General features: G+C 70.8%; 9 protein-coding genes. 6 read left to right on the forward strand and 3 right to left on the reverse strand.

Translation table 11 applies throughout. From position 1 onward, the window contains the following. Position 1: 1 nt before the first annotated feature. The 3 genes from FYM52_RS11870 to FYM52_RS11880 all read right to left on the reverse strand — a co-directional run bounded on the left by FYM52_RS11870 (position 2) and on the right by FYM52_RS11880 (position 1,095). Positions 2 to 448, reverse strand: a complete 447-nt coding sequence (locus FYM52_RS11870) for a YeeE/YedE family protein (RefSeq protein WP_043385360.1) — start codon at positions 446 to 448, stop codon at positions 2 to 4. After that, a complete protein-coding gene (locus FYM52_RS11875; RefSeq protein ID WP_051519589.1) occupies positions 445 to 792 on the reverse strand; it encodes a helix-turn-helix transcriptional regulator in 348 nt (115 codons plus the stop codon). The genes FYM52_RS11870 and FYM52_RS11875 overlap by 4 nt, the downstream gene beginning before the upstream one ends. 105 nt (positions 793 to 897) lie before the next feature. Beyond that, entirely contained in the window at positions 898 to 1,095 is a 198-nt protein-coding gene (locus FYM52_RS11880) for a DUF2892 domain-containing protein (protein ID WP_042414634.1), read from the reverse strand. Positions 1,096 to 1,318: 223 nt separating this feature from the next. Between FYM52_RS11880 and FYM52_RS11885 the strand changes: the two genes are divergently transcribed. From FYM52_RS11885 to FYM52_RS11910, 6 genes are all read left to right on the forward strand, one after another. After that, positions 1,319 to 2,224, forward strand: coding sequence for an MBL fold metallo-hydrolase (locus FYM52_RS11885; protein ID WP_043385358.1), 906 nt, complete (start codon positions 1,319 to 1,321; stop codon positions 2,222 to 2,224). Positions 2,225 to 2,263: 39 nt separating this feature from the next. After that, entirely contained in the window at positions 2,264 to 2,623 is a 360-nt protein-coding gene (locus FYM52_RS11890; RefSeq protein ID WP_043385355.1) for a carboxymuconolactone decarboxylase family protein, read from the forward strand. A 34-nt stretch (positions 2,624 to 2,657) separates the two neighbouring features. Then, positions 2,658 to 3,860 (forward strand): MFS transporter, encoded by a 1,203-nt coding sequence (locus tag FYM52_RS11895; protein ID WP_154164243.1) that lies wholly within the window; start codon positions 2,658 to 2,660, stop codon positions 3,858 to 3,860. Then, a complete protein-coding gene (locus tag FYM52_RS11900) occupies positions 3,857 to 4,165 on the forward strand; it encodes a hypothetical protein (RefSeq protein ID WP_154164244.1) in 309 nt (102 codons plus the stop codon). The genes FYM52_RS11895 and FYM52_RS11900 overlap by 4 nt, the downstream gene beginning before the upstream one ends. Positions 4,166 to 4,322: 157 nt before the next feature. Next, complete coding sequence (locus FYM52_RS11905; RefSeq protein WP_042414518.1) at positions 4,323 to 5,102, forward strand: sulfite exporter TauE/SafE family protein; 780 nt, start codon at positions 4,323 to 4,325, stop codon at positions 5,100 to 5,102. Between the two features lie 49 nt (positions 5,103 to 5,151). Beyond that, complete coding sequence (locus FYM52_RS11910) at positions 5,152 to 6,648, forward strand: sensor histidine kinase (RefSeq protein WP_154164245.1); 1,497 nt, start codon at positions 5,152 to 5,154, stop codon at positions 6,646 to 6,648. The last annotated feature ends 2 nt before the right edge of the window (positions 6,649 to 6,650 follow it).

Below are 6,650 nucleotides of genomic sequence, written 5' to 3' on the forward strand. Positions count from 1 at the left end.
TTCAGCCCCCCAGCACATGGCGCACCACGAACACCGTGGCCACGCCGGTGGCGATGAACACCACCGTCGCCGACAGCGAACGCAGCGACAGACGCGAAATCCCGCAGACCCCGTGGCCGCTGGTGCAGCCCGAGCCCAGGCGGGTGCCAAAGCCCACCAGCAAACCGGCGGCGATGATGACCAGCGGGTTGCCCGGCATCTGCATCGCCGGCAGCGGCGCAAAGCCCTGCCACAGCAGGGGCGCGGCCAGCAGGCCGACCACGAAGGCCACACGCCAGCCCCACTGGGGCGCGCTGCGCCAGGTTCCGGCCTGCAGCAGCTGGCCCACGATGCCGCTGATGCCCGCCACGCGGCCCAGCAACACCACCATCAGCGCGGCGGCCGCGCCGATCAACAGCCCGCCGGCCAGCGCGGCCCCGGGCGTGAACAGGTCCCACGCAATGCTCATGCAGGTTCTCCTTGCTTGCAAAACAGCTGGTGCACCACCTGCATCAGTTGCAGGGCGCGTGCATCGGCCAGCTGGTACCAGATGAATTTGCCTTCGCGGCGCGTCGTCACCAGGCCTTCGCGCCGCAGCACGCCCAGCTGTTGCGACAGTGTGGGCTGCTGAATGCCGGTGAGCTGCTCCAGCTCGCCCACCGTGCGCTCCTGCAGCGTCAGCTGGCACAGCAACATCAGCCGGTCCTGGTTGCCCAGCACCTTGAGCATGGCCACGGCCTCGTCCGCATGGGCGCGCAGGGCGTCCAGGTCCAGGGTGTCGGGACGGGTGTCGGTCGAAGATGGCTGGGTCATGGCAACAAATGCGGTGGGTGGCGAAAAGGCAGGGCCCTGACCTTAGGGGAAAACGCAAAGCGCTGCCCCCGACAAGGCCAAGCCCCCCGGTCCGGCCGCGGCGCCTTACTTGCGCGACGACAGCGGGCAGCTGCTGATGCCCAGCAGCGGGTACAGCGGGCAAAAGCGCAGCAGCCCGGTGGCCAGCGGCACCACGCCCAGCCAGCCCCACCAGCCCACCGTGCCGGTGGCGGCCAGGGCGATCAGCACCAGCCCCACCAGGATACGCAGGACGCGGTCGATGCCGCCAACATTTGCTTTCATGGTCTTCTCCTTGCAGTTGATCCACACTGTCCAGATCCGCCGGCGCCCCATGCGCCAGCCCGTGGTCACGGCACGCCGGGCTGGCCCTGCCAGTCCTCGCCATCCAGAAAGAGAAAGGCGTGCGTCACAATCTGTTTTTATATATTATATTAAAAAGTAAATTGATGCAGCCCACAGCAGCATCTCCACGGTTTCCCCGCATAGGCGCCTGAAAGGACACACCATGCACATCGAACCCTTCTACGACGACGTCACCGGCACGGTGAGCTATGTGCTGGCCGACACCGCCAGCGGCCAGGTCGCGGTGATCGACCCGGTGCTGGATTTCGAGCCCAAATCCGGCACGCTGACCAGCGCCTCGTCCGACCGCATCATCGACTACGTGCGCGCCCAGGGCTGGCAGGTGCAGTGGATCCTGGAAACCCACGCCCATGCCGACCACCTCTCGGGCGCACAGCACATCCGCCACCACCTGGGCGGGCAGATCGCCATCGGCACGCACATCCGCACGGTGCAGCAGATGTTCCGCAGCATCTTCCACTTCGAGCGCGGCTTCCTGCCCGACGGCAGCCAGTTCGACCGCCTGCTGGCCGACGGCGAGCGCTTCCAGGTCGGCGGTCTGACGGTCACGGCCCTGCACGTGCCCGGCCACACGCCGGCCGACATGGCCTACCAGGTCGAGGACGCGGTCTTCGTCGGCGACACCCTGTTCCTGCCCGACGTGGGCACGGCACGCGCCGACTTTCCGGGTGGGAATGCCGCGCAGCTGTACCACTCCATCCAGCGCCTGCTGGCCCTGCCGCCCGCCACGCGCCTGTTCATCTGCCACGACTACCCGCCCCAGGGCCGTGCCCCGGCCTGGGCCTGCACCGTGGCCGACCAGAAGGCGCGCAGCATCCATGTGCGCGACGGTGTCACCGAAGCCGATTTCGTCGCCATGCGCACCGCCCGCGATGCCACGCTGGCCATGCCCACGCTGATCCTGCCGTCCGTGCAGGTCAACCTGCGCGCCGGCAAGCTGCCGCCCGCGGCCGAGGACGGACGCACCTACATGCAGGTGCCGATCAATGCCTTTGCACTGCACCAGCCCGCGCCCGACGGCGTCTGGCAGCCGGCCCGCGCCGACTGAGTGCCACCGCCTTTGCTTTCATCCACCGAGGAGACCTGCATGAGCAGCTTTGACCACCAGCACCTGACCCGCGACATCAACAACGCCCTGCGCCCCTTCCGCCAGTCCCAGAGCGGCACCATGCAGGCCTTTGCCCAGCTGGCCCAGGCCTCCATGGCCGAGGGCGCCATCAGCGCCAAGCACAAGGAACTGATCGCCCTGGCCATCGGCGTGACGCAGCGCTGCTCGGGCTGCATCGGCTTTCACACCAAGGCGCTGCAGAAACTGGGCGCCACCCGCCTGGAACTGGAAGAGATGCTGGGCATCGCCGTTTACATGGGCGGCGGCCCGGCACTGATGTACGCTGCCGAAACCCTGGACGCCTGGGACAAGCTGACCGCAGCCACCCTGCAGGCCTGACCCGCGCCCGTTTGCCCCGCTTCGCCTGCCTGCCATGTCCGCACCTGCCCCCGCCAGCCCGCGTGCGCTGCACCTGCTGTTCGCCGCCCAGTCCCTGGGGGGCGCCTCGCCCCCGATCATCATCTCGCTCGGCGGGCTGGTGGGGCAGCAGCTGTCCGCCGATCCCACGGCCGCCACGCTGCCGGTCAGCCTCTACCAGCTGGGCCTGGCGCTGTCGACGCTGCCGGCCGCCTGGGTCATGCAGCGCCATGGCCGCCGCCCGGCCTATGTGCTGGGGGCGGTGCTGGGCGTGCTGTCGGGCCTGATCGCCGCGCAGGGCATTGCCCAGCAGAACTTTGTGCTGTTCTGCCTGGGCACGACCCTGGCCGGCTTTTACGCCGCTTGCGTGCAAAGCTACCGCTTTGCGGCCATCGATGCGGTGGGGGATCCGGGGCTGCAGGCGCGCGCCATCTCGCGCGTGATGCTCGGCGGGCTGATTGCCGCCGTCATCGGCCCGCAGTTGGTGATCTGGACGCGTGACGCCCTGCCCATGACACCGTTTGCCGGCAGCTTCTACGGCCAGGCGGCCCTGGCGCTGCTGGCCCTGCCCCTGCTGCTGGCCCTGCGCCTGCCCCCGCCCACCCAGGCCAGCGTCAGCGGCCCGGTGCGGCCGCTGGGGGCCATCGTGCGCACCCCGCAGTTCATCGTGGCCTGCACGGCCGGCGTGGTCAGCTACGGGCTGATGGCATTTCTGATGACCGCCACCCCCATGGCCATGGTGGGCTGCGGCTTCAGCGTGGGCGAGGCCGCCCTGGGTGTGCAGTGGCATGTGCTGGCCATGTTCGCCCCCAGCTTTGTCACCGGCCGCCTGATGGCACGCTGGGGCAAGCTGCCGGTCACGGCGCTGGGCCTGCTGCTGACGGGCGCCTCTGGCGTGATCGCCCTGATGGGGCTGGAGCTGCTGCACTTCTGGGGCGCGCTGATCCTGCTGGGCGTGGGCTGGAACTTCAGCTTCATCGGCGCCACCGCCCTGCTGACCGAAAGCTACCGCCCGGCCGAGCGCGCCAAGGTCCAGGCGCTGAACGACTTCCTGGTGTTCGGCACCGTGGCCCTGGCCTCGTTCGGCTCGGGCCGTTTGCTGCACACTGCGGGCTGGGACGCCATCAATGCCGGCATGCTGCCCCTGGTGGCGGCCGTGCTGCTGATGCTGGCCACCCAAGCCTGGCGCCAGCGCGCCGCCACCACCACCGCCGTATGACCACCCCCCTCCAGATCCTGCTGCACGCCCCCGACGCCGAGGGCCTGCAGCGCGCCCGCATGAACGCCGTCAACGCCCGCAAGGGTGACCCCCACTGCACGGTGCGCATCATCGCCAACGCCGCCGCCGTGGCCGCGGCGCTGGACACCCCGCACGAACCAGCCGACGCCCTGACCTGGCTGTGCCCCAATTCCCTGGCCCAGCTGCAGCGCCCGGCCCGCGCGCCCCTGCAGGTGCTGGACGGCCCCGCCATCCTGGCCCTGGCACGCCTGCAGACCGAAGGCTGGGCCTACATCCGCGCCTGAGGCGCCACGCCCCGCCCCCCGGCGCACTAGGCGGGCGCAGGTCCAAGGTGCTTTGCGTTTTGCACATGCCGGCGGCCCGGGCCAGCCACTAAGATCGCTCCATGGCTGCACCAGCACGGTGCACGCGCCCCATCACAACAACATTCGGGAGACACGCATGGACATTCTGGGCATTGGCCCCTGGGCCCACATCGCCCTGCTGCTGGCGGCCGCCTTTGTGGCCGGCGCCCTCAACGCCGTGGCCGGTGGTGGCAGCTTTCTGACCCTGCCGGCCCTGGTCTTCACCGGCGTGCCGCCCGTGGTGGCCAATGCCACCGGCACCGTGGCCCTGCTGCCCGGCTACGCGGCCAGCGCCTGGGGCTTCCGCGAAGACATGGCCGCGCCCCCGGGGCTGACCCTGGGCAAGTCCATCGCCCTGGCGCTGATCGGCGGCGCGGGCGGTGCGGCCCTGCTGCTGGTCACCCCCGACGCCACCTTCCGCAAGGTCGTGCCCTGGTTGCTGCTGGGCGCCACCGCCCTGTTCGCCTTCGGCCCACAGATCCGCGCCTGGGCCTCGCGCAGCACCCACCCCGATGCGCCCGCCAGCACCACCAAGGCTACGTTGGGCATGCTGGCCGTGGCCGTCTACGGCGGCTACTTCAACGGCGGCCTGGGCATCCTGTGCCTGGCGCTGTTCAGCCTGCTGGGCCAGACCCAGCTGAACGCCATGAACGGCATGAAGAACCTGGTCTCGGCCCTGCTGACCGCGATTGCCGTGGGCATTTACGCCGCGGGCGGCATCGTCGAATGGCCGCAGGCCCTGGTCATGATGGTCGCGGCCACCGCCGGCGGCTATGGCGGTGCGCGCGTGGCCCGCAAGATTCCGGCACCGGTGCTGCGCTGGGGCATCGTGGCCACCGGCCTGGTGATGGCCGGGCTGTTCTTCGCCAAGGGCTGAAGCCCGGCGCTGGCCCGCCAGCGCTGCCAGGAATGCCACAATCCGCGCCATGCACTGGACGACACCCTGGTTGGGATGGCTGCTGGCCTGGATCATCGCCGCCGGCGGGGGCGCTGGCTGGCTGGCGCAGCAACGCCTGCAGGCGCTGAACGAGGGCTTCCAGACCAATGCCCGCATCGCCCACCGGCTGCTGAGCCAGCAGCTGGTGCAGCACGATGCCATCCTGGCCACGCTGGCCCTGCTGCAACCCCAGCTGTCGCGCGACGCCGGTGCAAACGCCACCGCCAGCGACCTGGCGCGCCTGTACCCACAGGTCCTGGGCATTGCCCAGCGCCGTGCCGACCAGCCCTGGCCCGCGCACTGGCCATCCACCCTGGACGCGCTGGAGCAGCAGTCGCGCCGCAGCGGCCACGCCCACATGGACGCCAGCCAGCTGGCCGCCGGCACGCTGTTTGTCGTGCAGGCCGGCCAGCCGGCCAGCTATGCCCTGGCGCTGGACCTGCGCGCCGCCGTGCCCACCGAGGAATGGCCCTACCCGCCCAGCCACAGCCCGGTCCGCATCTGGCTGACGCAGGGCAACACCCAATTGCTGCTGCAGCCCGGCGCCCCCGAGGCCGACGCCCCCGGCTGGGCCTGGACGCAGACCAAGACCCTGGCCTCGCCCAGCCAGGTGCTGGACCTGCACGAACGCTACAAGCTGCACCCCCGCCTGCTGCCATGGGGGCCCATGCTGGCCTGGGCCCTGGTCTGCGCCCTGGGGCTGGCCGGCCTGCGCGCCGCCTGGCAGCAGCGCACAGCGCGCCTGCGCGCGGAGCAACTGCTGCAGCACGGCCATGTGGCCCGCCTGAACACCCTGGGCGAGCTGGCCGCCGGCCTGGCGCACGAGCTGAACCAGCCGCTGACCGCCATCCTCTCCAGCAGCCAGGCCGCACGCCGCCTGCTGGACGACCGCGAGCCCGACGTGGACGCCGCGCGCCAGGCCATGGGCCAGGCCGCCGAACAGGCCAAGCGCGCCTCCGCCGTAGTGGGCCGCCTGCGCCGGCTGGTGGAACGCCCCGACACCGTGGCGGCGACCCAGGCCGTGGCGCTGCAGGCGCTGGTCAACGACGCCCTGCACCTGCTGGAGCCCGAGCTGCGCCAGCGCCAGGTGCAGGTACTGCAGACCGTGCCCGCGCCGCTGCCGCCGCTGCACAGCGACCCGATCGCGCTGCAGCAGATCCTGCACAACCTGCTGCTCAACGCCCTGCAGGCCATGGAGGCCCTGCCCCCCGCCGAGCGGCGGCTGGAGATCGCGCAGACACGCACCGGCGACTGGGTGCAGCTGCGCGTGCAGGACAACGGCCCCGGCATCGCCCCCGAGGTGCGCGACCGGCTGTTCACCCCCTTTGCCACCACGCGCAGCCAGGGCCTGGGTCTGGGGCTGACGCTCAGCGAAAGCCTGGCCGAATCCCTGGGCGGCCACCTGCGCCTCATCGAACGGCCGGCGCTGCGCGGCGCCTGCTTTGAACTGACCCTGCCCCTCCCCGCCGACCATGCCCAGCCCTGACC

The sequence above is a fragment of the Comamonas sp. CAH-2 genome (genome assembly GCF_009668305.1).
Classification (GTDB): Bacteria; Pseudomonadota; Gammaproteobacteria; order Burkholderiales; family Burkholderiaceae_C; genus Comamonas; species Comamonas aquatica.